The organism is uncultured Polaribacter sp. (assembly GCF_947501385.1).
GTDB lineage: Bacteria > Bacteroidota > Bacteroidia > Flavobacteriales > Flavobacteriaceae > Polaribacter.
This window is the reverse complement of the sequence record NZ_CANMVP010000010.1, coordinates 22,123-48,148: the sequence shown is the minus strand read 5'-3', so window position 1 is coordinate 48,148 and position 26,026 is coordinate 22,123. Positions and strand designations below refer to the sequence as shown.

Sequence of the window (26,026 nt, the reverse complement as noted above, 5' to 3'; positions counted from 1 at the left end):
GTAAATGAAAATAAATATATTGAGTTTAATTTTTTTATTGGCTATTATACCACTTATTAAAGCCCAAACTATACCTTATAAAGATACCTCTCTTTCTCCTGAAATTAGAACAGAAGATGTATTAAGTAGAATGACTCTAGAAGAGAAAGTTACCCAACTAAGCGGTTTAGGTAAAGGGCAAGGAGAGTTTGGTAATTCAAATGTTGGCATTTTTGGTACACCAGGAAATGAACGCCTTGGTATACCAAAATTGGTAATGGGACATGGCATCACAGGTGTTCGTTCGGGGCGAGATACAACGGTTAATTCAACCTATATGATGACCCCAATAGGTATTGCTGCTTCTTGGGATACTGAACTATATGAGCGAGCAGCAACTGCAGTAGCTAAAGAAATGGTAGCCTTAAATCAGAATTTGAATTTAGGCACTACACTTAATATTATTCGTCATCCTTTGGGTGGTAGAAATTGGGAAAGCTTTTCTGAAGACCCATACTTAACGTCCCGTTTTGGTGTTACTTATGTTAAGGCAATGCAGGCCAATGGCATCATTTGCGGACCAAAGCATTTTGTGGCGAATAATCAAGAACGTCATCGTTTTGATATTAATAATGTAGTTGATGAGCGAACCCTTAGGGAAATATACTTACCTGGTTTTAAGGCCGCTGTTATGGAAGGTGGCGCACTTAATATCATGGGCGCATACAATCGCCTTAACGGAACATATATGTGCGAAAACAAATGGCTGCTGACCGATATTTTACGTAAAGAATGGGGTTTTAAAGGTTTCGTTTTATCTGATTTTGCGAATGGCGTACAATCTACTGTTCCATCTGCTTTAGCAGGTTTAAACGTAGAAATGCATGGCACTAAATACTATGGTGATAAATTGATAGCAGCCATTAAAAATGGTGAGCTTGATGAGTCTGTGGTTGACCAACTTTTACGTGAAAAACTTTGGGTCATGTTTTCAATGGGCGTTTTTGATAAAAAATGGAAACAACCTAAAAGTATTGTTCATAGCGATGCTCATAAAAAAATAGCACTTGATGTAGCTCGAAAAGCAGCTGTACTTCTAAAAAATGACGATGCTATACTACCACTTAATCAATCTAAAATAAAAAAACTAGCAGTAATTGGACCTAATGCAAAAAGAACTTCTGACCACCCTACGTATTACTATATGCAAGGAGGTGGTAGCGGACGCACTTATCATTTTAAAAACGCTATAAATAATCCAGTTGATGAGATAAAATCCATAGCCAAAAACACCAAAGTTATTTATGCTCTGGGTTGTACAGTTTCAAACAAAAGTAGAGAAACTGGTGATAAGAAAAAGCTTGAAGACCAGCAGAAAATTAAAGCTGATAAAGAACAAGACAAAAAGCTAATATATGATGCAGTTCAATTAGCAAAACATGTTGATGCCGTTGTTCTCGTAGTTGGTTTACATGGCGGATTGGAAACTGAAGGTTGGGATCGTGAACATCCATACTTACCAGGTTCTCAGGTAGAGTTGATTAAGCAAGTTTCTAAAGTGAATCCAAATACGGTTGTAGTACTCACAGGAGGTAGCTTTATCGATGTTAGTGAATGGATTGATGATGTAAAAGGGGTACTCTATCATTTTTATTGCGGTGAGAAAATTGGACAAGCTATGGCTGAAATACTATTTGGTGACGTTAATCCAAGTGGTAAATTACCAGTTAGTTTTCCTAAATCAATTGAACAATATCCTGAAGGAAGTATTCTAATCCATCCTATTGGTTATTCTAAAAGTAATATTAGTAATATATATTCTGAAGGTATTTTTGTGGGGTATCGTTACTTCGATAAAGCACAAGAGGATATGAGATTCCCTTTTGGATATGGACTCAGCTACACAACGTTTGATTACAGTCAATTGGAAGTTAAGAAAATAAATAATACCTTTAAGGTAACAGTTACTATTACCAACTTAGGCCATATAGATGGAGATGAAGTCGTACAGCTTTATGTTAATGATCAAAAATCAAGTATAGAGCGTCCTGTTAGAGAATTGAAAGGTTTCGCGCGTGTATCCCTTAAAGCAGGAGAGTCTAAAAAGGTTGCGTTTACCTTGAAAGAAGATGCCTTTGCATTCTGGTCTCCAAATACAAAACAATGGACAGTAGAATCTGGCGAATTTATAATAGAAGTTGGGGCTAATTCAAGAGATATAAAATTATCAAAAACAATTAAAATTGACTAGCTCATTTATATTGATAATACTCTTATTGTCTAGTCCTAAAAAACCTCTTATAATCTGAGTTCGATTAATAAGTTACTGATTATCAATTGTTCGTTGTCAACCTACAAGGTTTTCAAAACCTTGTAGGTCTGTTTTGTTTAAACCGAATACCTACAAGGTTAAAACAAAACCTTGCAGGATAAAAAAATAAACACTTTCCATTAAAAATCAACACATTGCGTCTTAGATATCTTATTTAATGATGAACGTTACGGTGGAGACGATATTTTAAAAGGAACTACATTTACCAAGTACAAGCAATTTGTACAAAACTGTTTTAAAACATTACCAAGACAAGCGCTACACGCTAAAAATTTAGGTTTTACGCATCCTACAACGGGTGAGTTTATGCAGTTTAACTCTGAAGTACCACAAGACATGGTAGGCTGTTTAGAGAAATGGAGAAACTATACCGTCAATTCTAAAGACGAACTTTAGAAAAACTCTTTTCATTATCTGTATTTTGCTGCTCTTATGGATTACTGCCTATTTTAGAGTATCTTTAAAACGATTTACAAAGCAATAGATCTATTGTAATTATGGCAAATGATTTCGATTTTTATAAAAATATTTCAAAAAAAAACATACCACTTACCGAACTTTTAAAAGATGAAGAGTTATTTTTTGAGGTTCCTAAAAGCTGGTCTATCGTAGTAACAGATGTAGAAAATTCTACAAATGCTGTGGCAAACGGACTGCATAACGATGTTAATTTAAGTGCAACAGGTAGTATTGTCACCGTTTTAAATACCTTAAAAACCTTAGATAAGAAAGTTAAGATTCCTTATTTTTTTGGAGGAGATGGCTCTACATTTATTGTGCCCGATGCGGTTTTACAACCTATTTTATTAGCCTTGCACAACTACAGTCAGCATATTAAAAAAACGCTGCAGTTAAGCTTGCGAGTGGGACATTTAAAAGTTGAACAAGTTTACAGCAATGCAATTACATTAAAAATCACGAAGCTTAGACACAACAAATATTTAACAACACCTGTAGTTTTAGGAAATGGGCTTAAATATGCAGAACGTAAAATCAAAGAAAGTTTTACAGGTTCTAATGGTACTACCAAAGAAAATAGTGCGCCTGATTTAAATGGTATGGAATGCAGATGGGATGAAATATACCCAAACAAGAATGATAAAAAAGTAGTGTGTCTTCTTGTGAACTGTAATGACGAGCAACTGCAGGCTGAAGTTTATGGTACAATTATGAAAGAAATTGATGCCATTTTTGGAACCTTAGAAATCCGAAATCCAATTTCTACTTTAAAATTAAAATTGAATTCTTCGCTAGCAAAAATTAGAAAAGAAATGTACACTAAAATTGGAAAGCATCAACTTACCTATTTAGTGAGTAATTGGCTGGTTACTAAAATTGGAACCTATTATTTTAAATTCTTTAAAAGTGGTAAATTATATATGTATCGAGTTACCCAATTGTCTGATACAATCATGTTAGACGGCTATCTAAATACCGTAATTTCTGGCACAAGTGAACAAGTAAAAAGGCTTAAAAAATTATTGGATGTGTTGGAATCAAACAATAAAATAATTTATGGAATCCACATTACACATGCTTCTATAATGTCTTGTTATATTGAAGATCGAAAAGAAAAACACATTCATTTTGTAGATGGTACAGAAGGTGGTTATACTAGTGCAGCCATCATGTTTAAAGAGAAAATTAAAAAGATAAAACTCAAAAATCAACAATAGTACATTGAAAATCCGCTAAATTATTTTCGAATCATTCATTTTAACAACAACCAGAATTTGGTTCACAAGAGTTGGAAACACCTAATTCAGAGATTTTTATTTTTGGTTTTTCTGAAGTAATTCCGCAAGCATCCAAAGCCAAACAAGCCGTAATTTTAGAAGTTAATAAGAAATTTTTTCCATCAAAATCTAAACCATATTTGCCAATAGTTTCTTTGCCTTGGTATTCTACTTCAATTTCTAAATCAGAAAAATTAAACATTTTTTCAGACAATTTGATAATATTAAGCAACTTCTCAGGATGCAATCTGTGGTCATAATCATTTTCTTCCCAAAGTTGAAAATTAATCACTTCCTCATTTCTTACTTTGCCACCACAATCAATAAAGTTTTTGGTTACTTTACCAACTTCTGTCACATGAAAATGACTTGAAACCAACTCTCCATTTGGCAATTGAAAAGAAATAGTTTCTAATTTATTTAAATGATTTTTAATTTCTGATAGTTTCATAATTTCTGTTTTTTAAAAATTTTATTTTTAGACAATTTGTGAAAACACATAGAACATCTCTGATGCTATTTGCAAACTTCTCTCTTTGTATTTTTCGGATTGATTTTCTTTACCATCAAAAAGTTTAGGATCTTCATAGGTAATTGGAATTCTTTTTTCGGCTCCCAGAATAAACGGACAACCATCATCTGCTTGAGAGCAGGTCATAACTGCGGCAAATGCTGATTTAGGATTAAATTCATCATCATATTTTTTAGAAAACCCGATGATAGGATGAGAATTATCATCAAAATGAATGGCATATATAGGGTTTTTAGCTTCAGAGATTTTATAAATTTCAAATCCTGAACCTTTTAAGGTTTCAACAACTTTAGGAAACATTGCAGTGGTTGCTGTCCCGCCCGAATAGCATTGTACATCTCTTACCTTAAAATACGCTGCCATTGTTTGCGCCCATATTTGGGTTAAATGACTTCTTCTTGAATTGTGCGTGCAAATAAAATTGAGTTGAATAGGGGCACCTATATTCCTTTTTTCTTGAATAAACTGAATCAAAGGCTGTAAAATACCTTTTCTATCTGCTGTAATTTTACCAACTTCTAAGTTGGCAATCGTTTCCTTAATTTTTTGATGCATATTTTCCACTTTCCTTTCTAATTTATATTATTAGCAACAGTTTTCGTTTAAATCTTGATTTAAAAATTGACTCAAGACATTATTTATTTTTTTCCAATTCTCTTCGTGTATACAATAGCAAACACTTGTTCCTTCGATATTGCCTTTGATGATCCCCAAATTTTTTAATTCTTTTAAGTGCTGAGATATGGTGGGTTGTGCCAATCCTATTTCTTTTACCAAATCTCCACAAACGCAACGCTTCAATTTTAAAAGATATTCTAAAATGGCAATTCTAGCAGGATGCCCTAATACTTTGGCAATAGCAGCAATGCTGTTCTGTGCTTCCGTAAATATTTCTGATTTCGTGAGTCCCATAATAATTTATATATTGCAATATTACGATTAATAATGAATTAAAGAGGTCTTTTTAATCGAAAAGATTTCCTCGAGGCTCTGCCTCGGGGTTTCCATTGAAAGTGTCATTCCCGTGAACCTGCCTGCGGCAAGCAGGAACGGGAATCTAAATACAGAATTTTGCTTTTTGACCTTTTTTTAGGTCAAAGCTTGTACCCAGCTTGACTGGGTATGAAACCAGCGAAATTCCTCTATGGCTCTGCCTCTAGGATAGTTGCTTTCAAAAAATCTTTTTTTATCAATTTTACATAAAAGTAACTGAAGAAATTTTTCCGTTTTTTATTTTATAAATTGCTACTGCTTTAAATTGTCTGCCATTTGCAGTTACCAATTCATGATCTATGACTGTATTTTTAAACACAATTCTATTGGTCAATTCGCAGTGTAAATCTTGCGTATTTTTAAAGAAACCTTCATACCTTTTCCGCATGGTTTCTAAGCCTTCATATCTAAGTTCATTAGGAAAATTATAGACTTTTACATCTTTTGCATAAGGTTTTAAAAAGGCATCAATATCTCTCTGATTGTATCCTTCTAATTGTTCTTGTGCTAAATATTTAGGCGATATTTCTGCTACAAGAGCTATTTTGGTTCCTGTTTTATCAATGGCCATTCTAGAAATGTTGTTGATGTTTCCATCAGAAAAGCTATAAAATAAAGAGGGCTTTTTATCTTTTTGAGGATTGAATTGATCAATTTTATTTCCACGTGAAAGTAACAAGGTTCCGTTGGGTAACCAAGCAACATCTTCCGAAGTACCAACAGAAGTAATTGTTTTAATTTCTTTAGTAACAGGATGTAAAGATTTTAGCAACCAGTACTTTTCATTTTCTTTGCTGATAAAACTAACTAAATTAGAATTCGGAATTTTATGTACAGAGCGTCCTACCATTTTTGCAACAGAAGTATTGGTTTTTTTCTTTAGATCTGAAATAAATAGTTCTAAAGAATCCTGTACAATAGCAACCGCGATAACTGTATTTTTATCAACCCAGGTTGGATACGCGACTTTTAAGTTGGCAATAAGTGCTGTTGATTCTTTTGTTTTAAAATTGTAGCTGTAAAAACGTTGCAAGCCATCATTGTCTAATCTAACTGCAGAAATGTCATTAGAATTTGGTATTCTTTTGGGTGAATATTCGCCACCATTTTTAGTTTCAGAAATATAATTCAAACCTGGTCTGTTCATTTTTAAATCGTACAAAGCAATGTCTGTTTTCCCGTTTCTAGCCGAAGAAAAAATAACGGTTGTAGCATCGTAAAAATAAGGCTGACTATCGTAACCTAAATTATTAGAGATGTTTTTTTCGTTTTGTAATGTTGTTTTATGCGCTGTTTCAACAATATCAAAAACATACACTTCTGTATTTACCTGTGCATTAAAAACTAAGGTTGTAAAAAGAATTAGAATCAGTAGTTTTTTCATTTTAAGATTGGTTTTCTCAAAGATAAAAAAGATAACTTAAAACTCTAGGTATAAGATATGATTAGGATTCGAATGTGTTTTTGAAATAGGAAAATCATATGCGCCTACTATTTTAAAACCTGTTTTTTTATAGAAAGCAATGGCTCTTGGGTTTTCTACCCAAACGGCCAACCAAATACCAGCTTGTTGCTGTTGCTTTGCCAATTGAATATTAAAATGCATGAATGTTTTTCCCAAACCAAGATTGTAAAATTCTTTTAGAAGATACAAACGCTCCATCTTGGTGGTGTTTTTAGCAACAATATTTTCATTTTCAGTATTAAAAATTACTTTAGAAAAACCAGCAACTTCCTCTTTATAATACATTAGATAATATTGAAAATTAGAATTCGATAATTCATTTACAAAATTCTCTTCGCTAAAATTACTCGATACATAGTTGTCTATAGCTACTTTGGGAGCAGAATGACCATGAGGAACTAAAAAAGACGCAATACTCAATTTAGAGAGCAATTTGGCGTCTTTTTGAGTCGCTTTTACAATTTGAATCATCAAAAAAATAAATCAGAAATTACTAAAATGTTTATAATGAACTGGCATTAAAAGTATCACCTCGATTTACATCTCCAGTATCAAAGCCTTTTTTAAACCAGCGCATTCTTTGTGCAGAAGTACCATGGGTAAAAGAATCTGGAACCACTCTTCCCGTAGATTGTTTTTGCAACCTGTCATCACCAATTGCAAAAGCTGCGTTTAATGCTTCCTCTAAATCTCCAGGCTCTAAGATCAGATCCATATTTTGAGAATGGTGTGCCCAAACACCGGCTAGAAAGTCGGCTTGTAATTCTAGCATTACCGAATATTTATTGTATTCAGTTTTGCTAACTCTTCCTCGCATTTTTTGAACTTTTTCGTTAATTCCTGTGATTTGCTGTATATGATGCCCAACTTCATGCGCAATCACGTAAGCTTGAGCGAAATCTCCAGGCGCATTTAACTTCCTGCCCATTTCTTCAAAAAAACTTAAGTCTATATATAGTTTTTCATCTCCAGGACAATAAAAAGGACCTGTTGCACTCGAAGCACCACCACAAGCAGAAGTTACAGAATTGGTAAAAAGCACCAAAGTAGGTTCTCTATAATTTGGTAAAAGTTGATTCCAAACAGCTTCTGTACTTGCTAAAACACGATTACTCATTGCGGCAAGCTCGTTCTCTTTTACTGTCCCTTTATAATTAGAAGAATTTACAATTTGATTGTTTGTGCTACTGCCACCCGTTAATAATTGTAACGGATTTGTGCCTGTAAAATACAGAATAGCCACACCTACACCCACAATAATAAGTCCTTTTTTAGTAGTAATCAACTTGAGTAATAACGGAATAAGCATGGTACCCAAACCACCACCAATCCCTCTTCCAGAACTTTGGCCTCTTCGATCTTCTACATTAGAACTCCTTTTACTTCCTCTCCATTTCATAACAAATTATCTTTACATTTAGAAAAGCTAAATTTAATATTTATTTTTAGATTGAAGAGCAACTTTTTAAGATTGCTTAAAATTATTTTGTGCTGTATTTTTTATAGTTATATCCTAAAACTATAAAATAGGTTAGTAGTTAAACATTAGATTGAGTTATCTAGTTTGTTTTATAAGCGAAGTTGGTGTAGGGTATTTAAATAAGAAATTAGGGTTTCGTTTAACTATAATGATATCCAATATTTTATGTTTTATATCAGCAGTAAAACGAATTTAGCTGATTTACATGAGAAAGTCAAATAAAAAAACCTCCTTGTTTTCACAAAGAGGTTATAAATATTATTTATTCTGACCACATAGTTACATAGAAAACATAGCCTATATGTACCTATGTGGTAAATTTCATTTTAATCTTACTTAATCAACTCGTAAGAACGCTTAATAAAGTTTGTCAATTCTTCACCATGTAGTAAGTTTTGAGATAATTTTGCCAAATCAAAAGCTTGGGAAATTAAATGTTTCTGTGCTTTTTCATCTTTGTTATTTAAGATTTCAGAAACTAAAGGACTGTTGGTATTTACTACCAAGTTGTACATGTCTGGGAAATTACCCATTCCCATCATTCCACCACCACCTCCAGAAGCTTGCATTTCTTTCATTCTACGCATGAATTCTGGTACTGTAATCATAAACGGAGAAGATGCAGAATCCATTGCTTCTAATTGAACCGTATAGGTTTCTTTAGGAACAGCAGCTTCAATAATTGGTTTTAGCGTTTCTTTTTCTTTATCAGACAATTTAGAAATTACATTCTCATCTTTTTTAATTAAATTATCTACATGATCAGCATCTACTCTGGTGAATTTTACTTTGGTATCGCCTCCTTCTAATTTTTGCATTAAATGAGAAATAATAGGAGAATCCAAAATCAATACTTCATAACCTTTTGCGGTTACATCTTGAATGTAACTGTGTTGAGCTTCTTTATTAGAAGCATATAAAATAACATGATTTCCGTCTTTATCAACCTGTGTAGCTTTTGTCTTTTCAATCAGCTCATCAAAGGTAAAATAGCTATCTGCTACGGTTGGATATAAGGCAAATTTCTTCGCCTTGTCAAAGAATTTATCTTCAGACAGCATTCCGTACTCAATAATTACTTTAATATCGTTCCATTTTTTCTCAAAATCTTCACGATTATTTTTGAATAAAGAAGTTAATTTGTCTGCAACTTTCTTAGTTATATAGCCAGAGATTTTCTTTACAGCACCATCTGCTTGTAAATAAGATCTAGAAACATTTAAAGGAATGTCTGGAGAATCAATCACACCCTTTAGCATCTGTAAAAAGTCGGGTACAATGCCTTCTACATTGTCTGTTACATACACTTGATTTTGGTATAACTGAATTTTATCCTTTTGCATGTCCATAGACGGACTCAACTTTGGGAAAAATAAAATTCCTGTTAAGTTAAACGGATAATCTACATTTAAGTGAATGTGAAATAAAGATTCTTCAAATTGCATTGGATACAATTCTCTGTAAAAATTCGTATAATCTTCATCAGTTAAATCTGCTGGTTTCTTAATCCAAGCAGGATTTGTATTGTTGATAATTTTTGGAACGGTAATTTGTTTGTGAGCTTCTGTAGTCTCTTTTCCGTCTTTATCTTTGGTTGTTTTTGGAGTAAACTCAGGATCGTTAATTTCTTCTGTTCCAAAAACAATAGGTACTTGATTAAAACGATTGTATTTGTTTAACAAACCACTAATTTTACTTTCTTCTAAAAATTCTGTAGAATCTTCTGCGATGTGTAAAACAATTTCTGTTCCTCTGTCTTTTTTGTCATGTTCCACTAAGGTGTATTCTGGAGATCCATCACAAGTCCAATGTGCAGCAGGTGCATCTTTAAAAGACTTTGTAAAGATATCTACTTTTTCTGCCACCATAAATGCAGAGTAAAAACCAAGACCAAAATGACCAATTACACCCGTATCATTTTTGTCGTCTTTATACTTTTCTAAGAATTCTTCTGCTCCAGAAAATGCAATTTGGTTGATGTATTTTTCAACTTCTTCCATGGTCATTCCTAAACCTTTGTCTTTAATTGTTAAGGTTTTAGCTTCTTTTTCAATACTAATTTCAATTTTAGCATCTCCCAATTCTGTTTTTGCTTCACCTATAGCGATTAAGTGTTTTAATTTAGTGGTTGCATCGGTTCCGTTAGAAACCAGTTCACGTAAAAAGATTTCATGATCAGAATATAAGAACTTCTTAATCAGCGGAAAGATATTTTCTACGGATACATTAATATTTCCTTTTGCCATTGTATATATATTTTAATTAATTTTATGAATAATGCTTTAACAATAGGCAAAAAAAATACCAAAGATGGTATCGTGACAAGATGTCAGCGTTTAAAAAGGTTTTATAATTTCTTTTAATCTTAGGGGAAATTCTAATTCTAAATTTTCTCTATTTCGACTATTTTGTTTGTTAGAAATATATTTAAAATCAGTGTCTATTGTGTCTCTGTAATATGTGCCTAATAATTCTGTGTTTACAAACTCTATATCACCTAAAAGATATAAATAGTCTTCGAATAACATGTTCGAATTAATTTCTAATTGTATTTCTGTATTTAATCTTGTGCTTCTGTTTTGTTTTAAAAACCGAACTATATTATTTCTTAATTGAAAGTAATCTGTTATTTTATTATTTACAATACAAGAATCTTTACCAAAAACTTTAAAATTAATTATTGAGTCTATTTTTTGAGTTGGATGTTTTTCACAATATTCACAAGTATTGATAATAGTAGTATTATTTTTTTTGTCAATTTTTGTTATAGACTTTTTGAAAACAATTACTTGTTCATTATTTTCTTTTTCATCTTTTGAAGAGAAATAAATTTTATAATTTTTGTCATAAAGTTCTTTAAAAATTATCAAAACCTCTTTTAATTGCACTTTATTGTCAATATAAATCCAAATATCATTTGATGATTTAGCTTTAGGAACATTAAACGAATTATCAGAAAATTTTAATAATTGATTATTTAATATGTAATAAGGAGCTCCATTTTTTTTACCAATAATTAACTCATTTTCTGAGTTTTTTGGAAAAGCCGATTTGCCATGAGTATTGTAATAAAGAGAAACTAAATCAAAAGAACTTTCTAAATTTGAAACTTTGCGATTAAGATAATCTGCAGAATTTATGCAGTCATTTTTTGGTATTAATTTCAGTGGTTTTTCAGTACCATCTTCTAAATAGATGATTCCATTATTATCAATATAATATTTTGCTTCAAGAATAAAATCTACCCAGGGAACATAAATTGAATCTCCTTTGAACTTTATAGGCATTCCATAACAAACTTGTTTTTGGTCAGAGCAAAGAGAATCATTTATTCTAATTCTATTTTTTTTGAAATTCCAAGTTTGAAAACTCGTACTATTACCCCATTCTAAATGATAGTGTCCATTTAAATTTGGGGAATTACAAGATGTTATTAATAAAATAACAACTATAAATTTTAATATAATCATTCTTTAAAAATCTCTTTTTGTAAAGGTCTTAATTTATCACTATTTTAGCTAACTACAAACAAACAAATAACTAAAAAATACGTCTATAAATTATGTATAATTCAAAAATAACGGGTCTTGGGTACTATGTTCCTGATAATATTGTAAAAAATGAGGATTTAAAGGAGTTTATGGAAACTTCAGACGAATGGATTCAAGAAAGAACAGGGATTGAAGAACGTAGATGGATTGATCCAAAAACGGGAGATACCACAGCTGTAATGGGTGCAAAAGCTTCTAGAATTGCCATTGAAAGAGCTGGTTTAACCAAAGACGATATCGATTTTATTGTGTTTGCAACGTTAAGTCCAGACATGTATTTTCCTGGAGGTGGTGTACAAGTGCAAGACATGTTAGACATGCCAACAATTGGCGCATTAGATGTACGCAACCAATGTTCTGGATTTATCTATGCGATGTCTGTAGCAGATCAATTTATAAAAACGGGGATGTATAAAAACATCTTGGTCATTGGTGCAGAAAATCATTCTGGTGGATTGGAAAAATCGACAAGAGGTAGAGGCGTCACCGTAATTTTTGGAGATGGAGCAGGAGCCGCTGTTTTGTCTAGATGTTCAGATTCTGAAAAGTCACAAGGAAAAGGAATTTTATCCTCTCATTTACATTCTGAGGGAAAACACGCGAAAGAATTGGTTTTGGAAGGCCCCTCTACACAGCGTTGGGTGCCAGAAATTCTAGAGGCGAACAATCCTGATGATGTTTCTTATTACCCTCACATGAACGGACAATTTGTATTTAAACACGCTATTGGGCGTTTTTCTGAAGCCATTATGGAAGGTCTAGAGGCAAATAATTTACAGAAAGAAGACATCGATATGTTAATTCCGCATCAAGCCAATTTGCGTATTGCACAGTTTATTCAAAAGAAATTTCAACTGTCTGATGACAAAGTGCATAACAACATTATGAAATACGGAAATACCACAGCAGCTTCTGTAATTATTGCATTAACGGAAGCTTGGGAATTAGGAAAAATAAAAGACAATGATTTGGTTGTTTTAGCTGCCTTTGGAAGTGGATTTACCTGGGGAAGTGTTATGATTCGCTGGTAACTTTAGAAAACTATTTATTTGTAAAGGCTTGTGAAAACAAGTCTTTTTTTATGAGCAATATTTAGGTGTATTTCTAAGAACTCGTAAAATACCACCCTAAATTATTGTTAATGTTTGAATTAAAAGAAAATACTTGTTTATTAATTCGATACATTTGTTAAACAGAATTAATAAAACCAACATACCCATGAATGCAATTATTTCTAAATTCGTTTTATGTACAGCGATCATATTAGTAACACTCAGTACAAACGCTCAAGATTTTAGTGGCAAGGCAATTTATGTTTCTAAATCTAAAATGGATCTTGGTACTTGGGGAGCAAGATTAAGCGAAGCACGTAAAAAAGAAGTCGCAAGTAGGCTTAAGAACAGATTGGAAAAAACATACGTATTAAATTTCAACAGTCAAGAATCGCTATTTCTTGAAGAAGAAAAAATTGATGCTGTTTCTGGAGCAACTGATTCTTGGGGAGGTTATTTTTCAAGAGGAGATCAATATAAAAATATAAAAGAAGATAAAATAGTGCAAAGTCAAGAGTTCTATGGGAAACGCTTTTTAGTAAAAGACGATTTATATCGAATTACTTGGACGATGGGTACAGAAACTAAAAAAATTGGTCAATATACCTGTTATAAAGCAAAAGCTTTTGTGCCGTCTTCAGAATTAAATTGGTACGATTTTTCTTGGAGCGATTTAAGAACAAATACAGATACAAACGCAGATGATAAAGCGGCAGAAGAGAAAATGACGGTAGTAGAGGCATGGTATACAACTCAAATTCCTGTAGCTCAAGGACCCGCCGAATATTGGGGTTTGCCTGGTTTAATTTTAGAAGTAAGTGTAGAAAACACCACCTTGCTGTGCACAGAAATTGCAATTAATAAGCAAGAGAAAATTACAATTGAAGCTCCAGACAAAGGAAAAGAAATTACTAAAAAGAATTATACGTTAACTGTTCGTGAGAAAATGGTAGAAATGAGAAATAATAGAATGGGAAGAAGAGGTTAATCTTTTTTAAAATAATACTTATTTTTAACTGAATTATACTTTCTTGTTTTTGTGGGAATAATTTTTAATTATAGCTTTACAAAATGAAGAAAAAGTACAAGTTGTTTTTATTAGTATCTAATATCGGATTATTTATTTTTGGTTTAAATATTTTTGTCAAATTCATTATTTTTGAAAATTCTAAAACGAATTTAATTTTTATTTTATTATGCTGTTTACTAAATATCGTAATCGCTATAAAAGCTTCATTTGAAGCTACAGAAAAAAAATAAATCAATAAGAAATTAATATCATAAAATCCGAAGTTTTTAAACTTCGGATTTTTTAATTCATATAAAAGTTTTAGAGCAATGGTTTAGAAGCCTGCACCACCTTCTTTGATATTATCATCACGTTGTCTACGTTGTTTTGCTTTGTTTTTTCCGCTACCAAATCTATAGTTAAATCCTAAATAAGCTGTTTGACTTTCCCAATTAAATTGACCATTTTGTGCAAAAGGTCTTTCTGAATTAAAAGCAAATTTCATTCCTCTAAAAATATCATTCACTCTAAAATTAATACTTCCTTTGCCATCAAAAACCTTTAGGCTTGCACCTGTATTTACCATCCACATATTTTCTACACGCCATTGAATGTCTTCTTGAGGACCTCTATACATCGCAAATAACTGCAAATTTAATCTTTTAGAAACTTTAAAACTATTGCTAATTCTAGTGTTAAAAACTTCATTTGTAACTTCTATTCTTTCTGCATTTGGGTTTACTAAATCTACGGTACCAAACTGTTTTTGCGAATAGAAATCCATACTAGAATTTATTCTCCACCAATTGGCAACTTTATAATTTAAAGAAAATTCTAGGCCGTACGCATCGGTATCTTCAAAATTGGTCCAAGAAAGAATTTGTCTTACATCTGTTGGATCATTCGGGTCTTTGTAAGTTACACGAGAAATATTATCATTTATTTTTCTATAGAACGTACCTAGTGTCAACGATCCGTTTTTAATTTTACGAGTATAATTTACCTCAAAAGAATTTGTAAATTGTGGCAAAATATCTGCATTTCCAATAGAGGTAATTAATGGGGTGCTCCATTCTCTAATTGGGTTTACTTGTCCAATGCCTGGTCTGTCAACTCTTCTACTATAACTTACTTGAAATTGATTTTTATCTGAAGGAGAAAACGTAAAAAATGCAGAAGGATACACACTAAAAATATCTTGTTTTACTTGTTCTGATGGATTGCCGACTCTATTAAAATCTCCCAATGCATCAAACTGTTCAAAACGAGCACCCAATTGCATGGTTACTTTTCCAAAATTATGACCGTAATTTACATAGGCAGAATAGATTTTTCTTCCATAATCGAAATTAGAATTTCCTAAAGGTTGAATAGAAGAGTTTCCCTGATCGTCGAAAACAATTTCATCTTGATCTGTAATATTAATACTAGAAGTATTGTCTTCTCTGTATTCTAGTCCTAATTCTAATTTTCCTTTTTCTGAAACAGGATTGGTATAATCTATATTAATTAACGTATTGTCTTGTTTTCGGGTAATGTCATTTGTAAAGTTTAATACTTTAAAGTCTTCATCGTCTGACGGATCTTTAGTCAAATCTTTATTTTCTGCATCTTCAGGAGATTTTGTATTCGAATAGGTTGCTTCTAGCTCTAAATTATGTCCTTCTTTATCAAACTCTCTTTTAAAGTTTGCGTTGTAAGCACCTGTCTGATTTTCCTGTAATTGAATATTTGGTGCATTTGATACAATTGTACCATTTTCTGTAACCAAGGTTCTTCCTTTTCCATCACCATCAAACCAATTTTGAGTGGTATAAAAAGACAGGGTATTTTTATCGTTTAAATAAATATCTGCACCCGCTTTTACCAAATGAGACTGATTGTCATTTCTGAAAATAAAATCTTGCAACCTATTGGCATCTGGTCTATCTACATAACCAAAATTATAATTGTTACCTCCGTTATAACCATAATTTCCGAAGAAATTTACTTTTCCGGTTTTATAATTCATGTTGGTAGAAGCGTTATAACGCACATAATGCCCAGCAGTAATTCCCGTATCTACAGAGCCATTAAAACCCATGTTTGCATTTTTATTTAAAATGATATTTATAATACCACTCATACCTTCTGGATTGTATTTCGCAGATGGATTTGTAATTAATTCGATACTCTTTATAGAAGTAGAAGGAATTTGTTTTAACAATTGTGCTGCAGAAATATTGGTAGGTTTGCCATCTACCAGAACACGAACATTTTCATTTCCTCTTAAGCTAATATTTCCTGTTTGGCTATCTACACTAACAGATTGTACATTGTTTAATAATTCAGATGCGGTAGTTCCTGTAGCTGTTAAATCTTTACCAACATTTATCACTTTTCTGTCTACTTTTTGGATTACTTGCGACGTTTCTGCTCTTACCACAACTTCATTTAGTTGTGCACTATCTTCATGTAAAGTGATGGTTCCTAAATCGATTATTTTATTTTTGTTGCTAATAAGTATTGTTTTAGAAAATGTTTTAAAACCAATATATTGTACTTCAACAACACTCTTTCCCTTAGGAATTTCTTTAATGGTAAAGCTTCCGTTTTCATTGGTAATACCGCCGGTGATTATTTTTTTTGAGAGGTCTCTAACTACAATATTAACATAAGGTAGTGCTTGTTTACTTTGTTTATCAACCACTTTTCCTGTAATGATTCCTGGTTTTAGTAATTTGTTCTTGGGTAATTGGGCTTGCGTTTTAGCGATCGCAAAAAGCAAAAAGATGATTCGTAATTTCTTCATTGTTGGTTGATTTTTTTGTTTTTGATTGATGCTATATAGACGAGTTATTCTATATCTTTGTTACCATAATTAACTTTGTTTAACGTATAATTAACAGAATGCAGCAAAAAACATTAGTAATAGGTGCCTCCCTAAATGAAAACAGGTATTCTAACAGAGCAATTAAAAAGTTAAAAGCGAGTAAAATAGATGTGGTAGCAATTGGTTTGAAAAAAGGAATTGTTGCAAATGTTACTATTGATACAGAGAAAATAGCTTACGAAAATATTGATACTGTGACTTTGTATCTAAACCCAAAAAGACAAGAGGAATACTATAATTATATTATGAGTTTAAACCCAAAAAGAGTCATTTTTAATCCAGGAACTGAGAATGTTAATTTTGTAAAATTGCTGAAAGAAAATCATATTGAAAGCGAGTTTGCGTGTACCTTGGTTTTGTTGGAAACAAATCAATATTAATTATTTTATAGAAAATACTGCTCCAGGGGTTGCTAAAAAAACGTTTTCAAAAACCTGACTCGCTTCTTTTTTGAATAAAGAAATATCTGAATATCTACCGGAATAATGACCAATTATTAATTGACCAACATTGGCTTCTTTTGCAATTTTTGCAGCTTCAATAGAAGTAGCGTGTTTTGTTTTCTTCGCTAAGTCTTGTCTGTCCTGTAAAAATGTAGCTTCATGATATAATAAATCTACCTCTTTAATAATAGGCACAATGTCTGGTTTGTAGCTCGTATCACTACAAAAAGCAAAGCTTAAAGGCTTTGGCGGATCTATTATTAATGCTGAATTAGAAACCACTTCTCCAGTAGCTAAAGTAACATCTCTACCTGCTTTTATATTTAAATAATCTGCTTTGTCAATTTCTGGATATCCGCTAATATTTAGCATATTCAATTTGCGTGGTTTCTCTTTTTCTGTAAACAAATATCCATTGGTATATACTCTATGTGTTAAAGGAATTGTTCTTACAGAAACCTTATCGTCTTCATAAATTAATTCACTTTTTTTAGAAGACAATTCATGAAAAATCATGTTGAATTTTGCATGAGATTCAGAGATTTTAAGTATTTGAAGTGTTGCATTCTTAATGCCTTTTGGGCCGAAAATATGCATTTCTTTTTCTCTGCTTAAAATACCGTACGTTGAAAGTAAACCCACCAAACCATAAAAATGATCGCCATGTAAATGAGAAATAAAAATATGGTCTATTTTAGAAAAGCCAACTTTATATTTTCGCATTTGACGTTGCGTGCCTTCACCACAGTCTATTAAAAAGTGTTTGTTGTTTATTTCTAAATATTGGGAAGTTGGAAAGGCATTTACACGAGGTGTTGCAGAATGACAACCTAGAATTGTAAGGTTTATCATTTAATAACAAAACGTTTAGAAATTACTTTCTTTTTGTTTTGAACGCTATAGATGTACATACCTGTAGCCAAATCGTTTTTGTAAAAAGGAATGCTATTTTTTCCTTTTTTAATTTTATATGTTTTTTTAAAAACCGTTTTTCCTAAGACATTTCTTACTGTAAAAATAATAGAAGCATCTACTGTTGCTGAAAAAGTAATTTTAGTAGTATTAGTAAATGGGTTGGGAGCAGCAGACAAAGTGTTTATAGCTTTTTCTTGCGAAAAACCTATAAAAGAAACAGATAAAAGAAAAATAAAAAGTATTTTTTTAATCATATACTTGCTTTTAAAAACCTAATGATCGCTCTATGGCTTCCATTTCTAAAATATCTTCTGCCTCTTGTAAAGTAGGAACAATATTTAAATTTTCTGGAAAATCATCTACATTCACAGACGAATTAATAATAACAAAGGACATGCCATTTTGTTGTTTTTGTTCGGCTATTTTCAAAAATAATAAAAAATCTTCAGTTGAACCGTTAATTTCATCAGAAATATCAAATACTAAATGGTCCTTTTTAAATAATTCAATCTTATTTAGAATCGATTTTTGAAATTCTTTTAACGAACTTTCATCCGAAGAAATCAATGTATAAGTCTTTTTTTTCTCTACAATCATGCTATCTTTTTACCTGTTGCGCCAATAAATAAATGACTGCCATTCTTACGGCAACGCCATTTTCTACTTGATTCAAAATAATAGAATTGTTAGAATCTGCAACATCACTTGTAATTTCCACGCCTCTATTAATGGGTCCTGGATGCATAATTACAATTTTCTTGCTAAGATTGTCTAAAATCTCTTGATTGATGCCAAAGAGTTGCGTGTATTCTCTTGTTGATGGAAAGTATTTAATATCCATTCTTTCGTGTTGTACCCGTAAAACATTGGCAACATCACACCATTCCAGCGCCTTTTTTAAGTTGGTTTCAACCGTTACACCCAAACTGGTAATAAATTTAGGAATCAGCGTTGTTGGTCCACAAACCTTTACTTCTGCACCCTGCAATTGAAGGGCAAAAATATTGGAGAGCGCAACTCTAGAATGTAAAATATCACCTACAATTACAATCTTTTTTCCTTTTACAGTTCCTAATTTTTCTCTGATAGAATAGGAATCTAACAAGGCTTGTGTTGGATGCTCATGAGTGCCATCTCCAGCATTTATAATTTTAGCATCTACGTGTTTAGAAAGAAAAACACCAGCACCAACATTTCCGTGTCGCATTACTACAATGTCTACTTTCATCGATAGAATGTTGTTGACAGTATCTATTAAAGTTTCTCCTTTTTTAACCGAAGATTGCCCAGCAGAGAAGTTAATAACATCTGCAGACAGTCTTTTTTCTGCGAGTTCGAAGCTTAGTTTTGTTCGTGTGCTATTTTCGAAAAATAAATTAGCAATGGTAATATCTCTTAAAGAAGGTACTTTTTTAATGGGTCTGTTAATTACTTCTTTAAAATGATCTGCAGTTTTAAAAATAACATCAATGTCATTAGGTTTTAGATATTTTATGCCCAATAAATGTTCTACGCTTAATTCTGACACATCAAAATTTTTAAATTAGATATTCAATTATTTTAACTCTAAAAAAACAGCATCTTTCGCATGCGTTTCTTTCCAAGTTACTAAAACTCTTTCTTCATTAATGGCATCTACTTGTCTTCCTCTATAATTAGGTTGAATTGGTAAATGTCTACTAAAACGTCTGTCTATTAATACCAAAAGCTCAATGTTTTCTGGCCTTCCGTAAGATTGTATTGCCGTTAAGGCTGCTCTAATACTTCTTCCCGAAAATAAAACATCATCTATAATAACTACATTTTTATCTTCAATTAAAAAATTCATCTCAGAAGTTTCTGCCGCTAAAGGCGTGTCTTTTCTCCTAAAATCATCTCTATAAAAAGTGATGTCTAAAAGACCTAGTTCTAAATTTTTAATATGGTATTCTGTTCTTAATAGAGCGGCTAATCTATTGGCCAAATAAGAACCTCTAGGTTGCAAACCAATTAACACCGTATTAGAAAAATCATTATGGTTCTCAATCAGCTGACAAGCCAATCTATGAAGAATAATTTCAATATCTTTTGAGTTCAATAAGGTTTTTCTGCTCATAAGAAAGCTATCATTTTAAGTTGATAGTTATTGAAAATCAAAATTAGCGTAAATATATGTATGCACAAAATAAATTGAGACCCGAATTTCGCTTAATGTACAGATTTACCTTAAAAAACAATGTTTTGTTTGAGCTTTTCTATCTTAATGCTCGCTTTTTTTAAAAATAGCTATACGAATTCATACAAATTAGAGCTACTACTTTATGTTAATTAAATTGTTGAAAACAAAAAGGGTATTTTTGAAAGTGGTACAAGAGTTGTAGTACTTTTAAGGTAATCATTCAAATCTCATAGTTATGTCTCTATTAAAATTTGAATCCATGCTTAAAACCAATAGCGTTTATTTTTTCGATTTGGTTGAGTTTGAGGAAATTATCATTCATTATATAGATGCGGGTAAAGTGTCTTTGGCAAAAAAAGCTGTAAAATTAGGCTTAGAACAGCATCCGCAGTCGATAGATTTAAAACTGTTGATGGTTGAGTTGTATCTTACTGATAATGAAATTGATAAAGCTTCTAAACTCTTAAAAAGCATCGAGGTTTTAGAACCTCATAATGAAGAGGTTTTTATTCAAAAAGCTACCATAGAATCTAAAAGAGGTTCTCATAAAGAAGCCATCATCAACCTAGAAAAGGCATTGTCTTTTACAGATGATAAAATAGATGTGTGGTCTTTGATGGGAATGGAGTATTTATACTTAGATGATTTTGAAAATGCACGCTTAAGTTTTTCGAAATGTATTGCTGTAGATTATGAAGATTATTCTGCATTATACAATATTGTGTATTGTTTTGATATGGAAAAACAACACGAAGAAGCAATCATTTACCTAAATTCTTACTTAAATAAAAACCCTTATTGTGAGGTGGCGTGGCATCAATTAGGGAGACAATATTTTGTGTTAAAATTGTACAAAGAAGCATTAACTTCTTTTGATTATGCTGTTTTAATTGACGAATCTTTTATTGGTGGTTATTTAGAAAAGGCAAAAACCTTAGAAGAATTAGGCAATTACCAAGAAGCAATTGATAACTATTTAATTACCTTAGAATTAGACGACCCAACCGCGTTTGCATTTGTTAGAGTTGGCGAATGTTATGAAAAATTAAACAAGTTAGATGCAGCAATTTCTTATTATAAAAAAGCAGTACATGAAGATCCTTTGTTAGAAAAAGCTTGGATTTTATTGACCAATGTATATTTTCAACAAGAAAACTACCAAAAAGCAGCATATTATATTGCAAAGGCTTTAAAAATAGATGAAGACAATGCGTTGTATTGGAGGCGTTATTCAGAAATAAATTTAAAGCTAAGTTTTTTTGAGGAAGCTGTTTCTGGTTTTAGAAATTGCTTAAAATTAGGTGATAATTCACCAGAAATATATATAGGTTTAACCGATGTTCTGTCTTTTTTAGGTGAATTTGATGATGCTTTACATGTATTATTAGACGCTAGAAAAGTTTACAAAGATTTTGCTGAAGTAGAATACAGATTAGTAGGTTTGTTTTTTGTGTTGAATAAAGAAAAGAAAGCATTTACGCATTTGATAAACGGAATGAAAATAGATTATGAATATCATACAATTCTAAATGAACTATACCCAACAGTGTATGATCATGTAGAAATTCAAAAATTATTGACCAATTTCAAAAAAGCTACGGAATAATTAAAATTAGAAAGTAATTTATATCTTTTTAAGCACTTCCGAAACGAGACAATTCCTAATTTTTAGAAAATCAATAACCTTTCGACTGCGCTAGCATTGACGTATTTGTTTAGTGTATTGATTTTTAAATACTTAATAGTTCTCTTCCGAAGCTTCGGAACGCTAGCATTGACGTGTTTATGTAATTATCTGATTTCAAGTAGATTAATAGTTCTCGACTGCGCTCGAACAGACATATTTATAGACTAATTTACGTCATCATAATCGCTTTATATTTTTTTTTATCTCAAGCCTCAAGGAGACAAATTGGTTTTTTTATTGGATTCTTATAAAAAAGTAAGCGCTGTTTTTTTCAAAACAGCGTCTTACCAAGTAAACTAATAAAACCAAGTATTAGTAACTATATTAGAAGTTAGCTTTCTAATAAATTTTTATCCTTTGTAGGGTTTGTGATTATAACTTAAAACTCTTTTTAATTTCCAGCTGTTGTTTTCTAAAATCCATAGATCTGTAAAATCTGCAATTCCTACGGTTTTTATCTCCGTATTATTCTTTTCTTGAAACGTGTGTTTTCCCTTTTGTATTGCGCCGTATAAAACTCCATTGTTTTTTAAAGGAAACACTTCTAAAGATGCTGCTACTAATTGTCTGGTGATTCTTCCAGGGTTCCCACAAATATTGTTTTTCATTGCCAGCATAAATTCTTTTCGATTTTGAATGCCAGCAAGATCATGGTAAAATTCAAAATTTTCTGCAATAATTGGTTCTAGTTTTTCGAGCTCACATTTGTTAAAAGCTCTTTGAAAAATAATACTGTCTTTCGCTTTTAATGTTTTGTACAAATCAGTATTTCGATCTATTTGCGCATTTGTAACTAAAGAAAATAAAAACACAGCAATTGCAATTAAAATTTTTAGGAGGTAAGAATCTTTGTACGGTTCTAAAAATGAGTTCATGGTTGGTTTTTTAAGAATTCTTCAGGTTCTTTTAAAAACCTGAAGAAATCAATTTTGGTTGATTGATAATTTTTTATTTTTTAGAAACGCTTCCGCCAGAAGAAGATTTCTTAGTTACTTTCGCAGGATTTCCTTTAAAATCAACATCACCACCACTTGAAGCTTTTGCTTCAATCTTTTGAGATGCATAGATATTGATGTCTGCGCCACTGCTTGCATTCACAATTACATTATTGCTTTTTAAGTTATACGCATCAATAGAACTTCCGCTAGTAGCACTAGAAGCATGATTAATTGAAGTTCCAGAAATTTTTATGTCAGATCCGCTAGTAGCATTTGTTTCTACACTTTCAGCATCTACTTCAATTCTAATATCTGCACCACTTGTTGCAGTAATAGAAATTGCTGCTGTTTTAATAGTAGTTTCACTATAAACATCGCTTCCGCTTGTGGCTCTTAAAAGGTCTAGATTTTCTAAGGTAACATACACTTTTCTAGCTTTGGCTTGCCAGATATTTTTGTCTGAATATATTTTTAAAACTCCGTCTTTTACTTCTGTAATAATAATGTCGTGTAAATTTTCGTCAGCTTCTACAGTAATGGTATTTTTATTGCCTTGACTAATGTATAAGTCGATTCCTGTACTTACTTTTATTCCAGAAAAACGGTCTTGGGGTTTGCGTTCTTTTACAACAACATTTCTATTGCCATTTACTCGGTTTAACATATCTACGCCACAAGAGGTAAAAATGCTCGCTATAAAAAGGACTGTAAAAAATTGGTTGATTGATTTTTTCATACGATTGGTTTTAAATTAGATGGTAAATTTCTTTTAATAGACGCAGACAATCTAATTTTAGTTGCTCAGTTGTTGATTTTTTTAGTTGAATTGTATTAAATGGTTTCCTCTTCGATGATTTCTTCTTCAATTTCTTCAACACAATCTGTACATTTTAAAACATTATCTGTCATTATAAAATGATGTGTTGCCATGTCTTTATCATAAATATCAGCTTCATTTTTAACATCGTTTAAGAAATTCTTTACAGTATTGTCAAAATAAATAACGGTAGATTCTGGTAAAAAAATTGTAATCTCAATATCTTCATCTTTATAAATATTCCTTATTTCGGTAAGAAAGTAAGAATTTAAGGTCAACTCGTTTCCTGTAAGATTGTATTTATAAAGAATTTTTTCGGCATTTTTATTTGCTCTTACCCTGCTTCTTCCATAGGATTCTTTTTGAATTACCACATAGGCATTGCTAGAATTGCTTTTCTTTACATCTACGCGAATATCATTTGTATAGACCATTAATTGATCGTCAATCTCAACTTCGTATTTTCTAGAACTTCTTCTTAAATTATGCTGATAATAAAGCGTATCATCATTTTGCATTTTTAGAACAAGTGTATCATTCTTGGCTAAATTCAAATTAGTTTTCTCAACATATTTACCATAATTGGCATGTGTGGTTCCGAATTCGATTCCTGTAAAAATGATTGCTAATAAAGCAATTAACCAGATTCCTAATAATGTTAATGAGGTAGTTCTACTAAACTGTTTTATGTTGCTTGATAAAATTCGAAGCCCTAAAACAAATAAAATTAAAAAAGGAATGCCCACTAAAATAAAAAGGAATACCGTTAATAACCATTTCGGAAAAGTGGCATCATAGAAGAAGTGTGGATAGTTCACAAAACTTCCATCAATATTTAAAAACTCTAAACTTCCTACAGAAAACCCTCCAATAATTAGAGATAAAATAACAGCGGCAGCAACAAATACTAAAATAACTCCTATAAATTTTCCTATTACTTTAAAGAAAACTACAAATATGTTACCAATAGCATTTAGAAAATCTTGCAAACCGTTATTTTTTCTTGTCTTTGCTGAAAAAGTCTGACTCATTTTTTCTGAAAACTCATTGGCACCGTCTTTTAACTTTATAGAGGCTTGATTTGCTGCATTTCTAACATTTTCTGAAACATTGGTAAACTCTTCACGAATCTTTTTCTCTATATTATCTATGTTTACGGGCTCACCTTCCATTTGCAATTTTTCTGCTGTTGTTTTAGCTTCTGGCAACAAAATCCATAGAATGATGTATAAAAGAATTCCAAAACCAGCTCCAAAAAATAAAGCTAATAAACCCAAACGTACCCAAATAGTATCTATATCAAAATAATGTGCAATACCAGAAGCAACACCACCTATAAATTTGTCGTCACCATCTCTAAATAATTTTTTCCCTGAAGCATTATTTCTTTGGTAAGAGTAATTAGAATCAGAATAAGCTTCTTCTGCTTCTGCATAATCTTCTGGCTGCCCCATGATAACAATAATATCTTCTATGTCGCTTTCATTGACAACTTGCCTAGCATCTGTAATTTTTTCAGATAAAAGCTCACTAATACGTGCCTCTATATCTGCAATAATTTCGTTTTTGCCTTGAGAATCTTCACTTAAAGATCTTGAGATAGATTCTAGGTATCTTTTTAGTTTCTGATAGGCAATTTCGTCTATATGAAAGAAAAATCCGCCTAAATTAATATTTATTGTCTTATTCATTAGAAGTTGGTTTTGTGCTAATTACTTGGTTCACTGCGTTTACTAAATTGCTCCATGTTTTGTCTAGTTCTTTTAAAAACATGCCTCCGTTTTCGGTTAAAACGTAATATTTTCTTGGGGGTCCTGAGGTTGATTCTTCCCATCTATAGGTTAATAAGCCAGCGTTTTTTATGCGTGTTAATAACGGATAAATGGTTCCTTCAACCACAATCATTTCTGCACTTTTTAGTGTGGAAAGAATCTCAGAAGTATATGCATCACCATTTTTTAAGATGGATAAGATACAGTACTCTAAAACACCTTTTCTCATTTGTGCTTTTGTGTTTTCTATCTTCATGTATTGTTTTTTAAATAGCTCATCCTAGCTTTCCAAAAG

24 protein-coding genes and 1 pseudogene are annotated in these 26,026 nt (G+C 31.7%); 7 read left to right on the top strand and 18 right to left on the bottom strand.

What is annotated here, in order from left to right:
• The first annotated feature begins 4 nt into the window (after window positions 1-4).
• From Q0998_RS08200 to Q0998_RS08190, 3 genes and pseudogenes are all read left to right on the top strand, one after another.
• Entirely contained in the window at window positions 5-2,230 is a 2,226-nt protein-coding gene (locus tag Q0998_RS08200) for a glycoside hydrolase family 3 C-terminal domain-containing protein (RefSeq protein ID WP_299668705.1), read from the top strand.
• A gap of 231 nt (window positions 2,231-2,461) precedes the next feature.
• A pseudogene (locus Q0998_RS08195) lies at window positions 2,462-2,707 on the top strand (RNA pseudouridine synthase); the annotation flags it as partial.
• 101 nt (window positions 2,708-2,808) lie between these two features.
• Entirely contained in the window at window positions 2,809-3,987 is a 1,179-nt protein-coding gene (locus Q0998_RS08190) for a DUF3095 domain-containing protein (RefSeq protein WP_299668702.1), read from the top strand.
• Window positions 3,988-4,027: 40 nt separating this feature from the next.
• On the opposite strand, the gene Q0998_RS08185 is transcribed toward Q0998_RS08190, so the two are convergent.
• From Q0998_RS08185 to Q0998_RS08150, 8 genes are all read right to left on the bottom strand, one after another.
• Window positions 4,028-4,498: a DUF6428 family protein gene (locus tag Q0998_RS08185; RefSeq protein WP_299668699.1), complete on the bottom strand. Its 471-nt coding sequence runs from the start codon at window positions 4,496-4,498 to the stop codon at window positions 4,028-4,030.
• 27 nt (window positions 4,499-4,525) lie between these two features.
• A complete protein-coding gene (locus Q0998_RS08180) occupies window positions 4,526-5,134 on the bottom strand; it encodes a protein-tyrosine-phosphatase (RefSeq protein WP_299668697.1) in 609 nt (202 codons plus the stop codon).
• A 30-nt stretch (window positions 5,135-5,164) separates the two neighbouring features.
• Window positions 5,165-5,491: a metalloregulator ArsR/SmtB family transcription factor gene (locus Q0998_RS08175; RefSeq protein ID WP_299668695.1), complete on the bottom strand. Its 327-nt coding sequence runs from the start codon at window positions 5,489-5,491 to the stop codon at window positions 5,165-5,167.
• Window positions 5,492-5,774: 283 nt separating this feature from the next.
• Window positions 5,775-6,956: a nuclear transport factor 2 family protein gene (locus Q0998_RS08170; protein WP_299668692.1), complete on the bottom strand. Its 1,182-nt coding sequence runs from the start codon at window positions 6,954-6,956 to the stop codon at window positions 5,775-5,777.
• Window positions 6,957-6,992: 36 nt separating this feature from the next.
• Window positions 6,993-7,508: a GNAT family N-acetyltransferase gene (locus tag Q0998_RS08165; protein ID WP_299668689.1), complete on the bottom strand. Its 516-nt coding sequence runs from the start codon at window positions 7,506-7,508 to the stop codon at window positions 6,993-6,995.
• Between the two features lie 31 nt (window positions 7,509-7,539).
• Window positions 7,540-8,436, bottom strand: a complete 897-nt coding sequence (locus tag Q0998_RS08160) for a neutral zinc metallopeptidase (RefSeq protein WP_299668687.1) — start codon at window positions 8,434-8,436, stop codon at window positions 7,540-7,542.
• A gap of 413 nt (window positions 8,437-8,849) precedes the next feature.
• Window positions 8,850-10,763, bottom strand: a complete 1,914-nt coding sequence (gene htpG, locus Q0998_RS08155; protein WP_299668685.1) for a molecular chaperone HtpG — start codon at window positions 10,761-10,763, stop codon at window positions 8,850-8,852.
• A gap of 90 nt (window positions 10,764-10,853) precedes the next feature.
• Window positions 10,854-11,987, bottom strand: a complete 1,134-nt coding sequence (locus Q0998_RS08150; protein WP_299668682.1) for a hypothetical protein — start codon at window positions 11,985-11,987, stop codon at window positions 10,854-10,856.
• 92 nt (window positions 11,988-12,079) lie between these two features.
• On the opposite strand from Q0998_RS08150, the gene Q0998_RS08145 reads away from it, so the two are divergent.
• Window positions 12,080-13,099, top strand: a complete 1,020-nt coding sequence (locus tag Q0998_RS08145; protein WP_299668679.1) for a 3-oxoacyl-ACP synthase III family protein — start codon at window positions 12,080-12,082, stop codon at window positions 13,097-13,099.
• A 187-nt stretch (window positions 13,100-13,286) separates the two neighbouring features.
• Window positions 13,287-14,108, top strand: coding sequence for a GLPGLI family protein (locus tag Q0998_RS08140; protein ID WP_299668676.1), 822 nt, complete (start codon window positions 13,287-13,289; stop codon window positions 14,106-14,108).
• Between the two features lie 355 nt (window positions 14,109-14,463).
• Here Q0998_RS08140 and Q0998_RS08135 read toward each other — a convergent pair whose 3' ends face one another.
• Window positions 14,464-16,920 (bottom strand): outer membrane beta-barrel family protein, encoded by a 2,457-nt coding sequence (locus Q0998_RS08135; RefSeq protein ID WP_299668674.1) that lies wholly within the window; start codon window positions 16,918-16,920, stop codon window positions 14,464-14,466.
• Window positions 16,921-17,018: 98 nt separating this feature from the next.
• Here Q0998_RS08135 and Q0998_RS08130 point away from each other — a divergent pair, with 98 nt between their 5' ends.
• Window positions 17,019-17,381, top strand: a complete 363-nt coding sequence (locus tag Q0998_RS08130; protein ID WP_299668671.1) for a CoA-binding protein — start codon at window positions 17,019-17,021, stop codon at window positions 17,379-17,381.
• Here Q0998_RS08130 and Q0998_RS08125 read toward each other — a convergent pair whose 3' ends face one another.
• From Q0998_RS08125 to pyrR, 5 genes are read right to left on the bottom strand one after another with little or no spacing between them, the layout of a single operon-like run.
• A complete protein-coding gene (locus tag Q0998_RS08125) occupies window positions 17,382-18,296 on the bottom strand; it encodes a ribonuclease Z (protein ID WP_299668668.1) in 915 nt (304 codons plus the stop codon).
• Window positions 18,293-18,613 (bottom strand): T9SS type A sorting domain-containing protein, encoded by a 321-nt coding sequence (locus Q0998_RS08120; RefSeq protein WP_299668665.1) that lies wholly within the window; start codon window positions 18,611-18,613, stop codon window positions 18,293-18,295. The genes Q0998_RS08125 and Q0998_RS08120 overlap by 4 nt, the downstream gene beginning before the upstream one ends.
• A gap of 10 nt (window positions 18,614-18,623) precedes the next feature.
• Window positions 18,624-18,956 carry a hypothetical protein gene (locus Q0998_RS08115; RefSeq protein WP_299668663.1) on the bottom strand — a complete coding sequence of 111 codons (333 nt, stop codon included), beginning with the start codon at window positions 18,954-18,956 and terminating at the stop codon, window positions 18,624-18,626.
• Between the two features lies 1 nt (window position 18,957).
• A complete protein-coding gene (locus tag Q0998_RS08110; protein ID WP_299668660.1) occupies window positions 18,958-19,887 on the bottom strand; it encodes an aspartate carbamoyltransferase catalytic subunit in 930 nt (309 codons plus the stop codon).
• A gap of 27 nt (window positions 19,888-19,914) precedes the next feature.
• Window positions 19,915-20,454 (bottom strand): bifunctional pyr operon transcriptional regulator/uracil phosphoribosyltransferase PyrR, encoded by a 540-nt coding sequence (gene pyrR, locus Q0998_RS08105; RefSeq protein ID WP_299668658.1) that lies wholly within the window; start codon window positions 20,452-20,454, stop codon window positions 19,915-19,917.
• Window positions 20,455-20,752: 298 nt separating this feature from the next.
• Between pyrR and Q0998_RS08100 the strand changes: the two genes are divergently transcribed.
• Window positions 20,753-22,123, top strand: coding sequence for a tetratricopeptide repeat protein (locus Q0998_RS08100; RefSeq protein WP_299668655.1), 1,371 nt, complete (start codon window positions 20,753-20,755; stop codon window positions 22,121-22,123).
• Window positions 22,124-22,554: 431 nt separating this feature from the next.
• Here the strand turns inward: Q0998_RS08100 and Q0998_RS08095 are convergent, their stop codons facing one another.
• The 4 genes from Q0998_RS08095 to Q0998_RS08080 form a co-directional block, all read right to left on the bottom strand.
• Window positions 22,555-23,079 (bottom strand): nuclear transport factor 2 family protein, encoded by a 525-nt coding sequence (locus Q0998_RS08095; protein WP_299668652.1) that lies wholly within the window; start codon window positions 23,077-23,079, stop codon window positions 22,555-22,557.
• Between the two features lie 73 nt (window positions 23,080-23,152).
• Window positions 23,153-23,878, bottom strand: coding sequence for a head GIN domain-containing protein (locus Q0998_RS08090; RefSeq protein ID WP_299668649.1), 726 nt, complete (start codon window positions 23,876-23,878; stop codon window positions 23,153-23,155).
• 95 nt (window positions 23,879-23,973) lie between these two features.
• Complete coding sequence (locus tag Q0998_RS08085; RefSeq protein WP_299668646.1) at window positions 23,974-25,650, bottom strand: PspC domain-containing protein; 1,677 nt, start codon at window positions 25,648-25,650, stop codon at window positions 23,974-23,976.
• Complete coding sequence (locus tag Q0998_RS08080) at window positions 25,643-25,987, bottom strand: PadR family transcriptional regulator (RefSeq protein ID WP_299668643.1); 345 nt, start codon at window positions 25,985-25,987, stop codon at window positions 25,643-25,645. The genes Q0998_RS08085 and Q0998_RS08080 overlap by 8 nt, the downstream gene beginning before the upstream one ends.
• Window positions 25,988-26,026 lie beyond the last annotated feature (39 nt).